Annotated in this window: 1 protein-coding gene; it reads left to right on the top strand. The window is 66.5% G+C overall.

Annotated features, from left to right (window positions below; all coding sequences use genetic code 11):
• On the top strand, nucleotides 1-385 hold a 385-nt coding region (locus FJV41_RS51755; RefSeq protein ID WP_438616804.1), incomplete at both ends, for a PKD domain-containing protein.

Below are 385 nucleotides of genomic sequence, written 5' to 3'. Positions count from 1 at the left end.
ACCCTGACGGGCGCCACGACGCTCTCCGCGACGGCGTCCGGGCTGGTGCAGGGGCTCTACGAGTTCGAGCTGACGGTGACGGACGACGACGGCGCTACCGCCAGCGACAGAGTGAAGGTCCAGGTGACACCCGCGCCCACGGGCCGTGGCACCACGCAGGAGGTCTACAAGTCACCCTCGACGCCGGGCGGCTACGGCTATGTCGTGTACCTGCCGCCCGGTTACGAAGAAGGCTCGAACTGGCCCATCGTCTTCTTCCTCCACGGGATGGGCGAACAGGGAGATGGCGGTGTCGACCAGCTCAAGAGGGTTCGTACGCACGGGCCGCAGGCGTACATCGACCGGGAGGGGAAGGACTATCCCTTCATCCTGGTCTCTCCGCAGA

Origin of the sequence: Myxococcus llanfairpwllgwyngyllgogerychwyrndrobwllllantysiliogogogochensis (genome assembly GCF_006636215.1) — a bacterium.
Taxonomy (GTDB): domain Bacteria; phylum Myxococcota; class Myxococcia; order Myxococcales; family Myxococcaceae; genus Myxococcus; species Myxococcus llanfairpwllgwyngyllgogerychwyrndrobwllllantysiliogogogochensis.
Note: the sequence above shows the minus strand (reverse complement) of the source record. Positions and strands in the feature narration are given on the sequence as shown.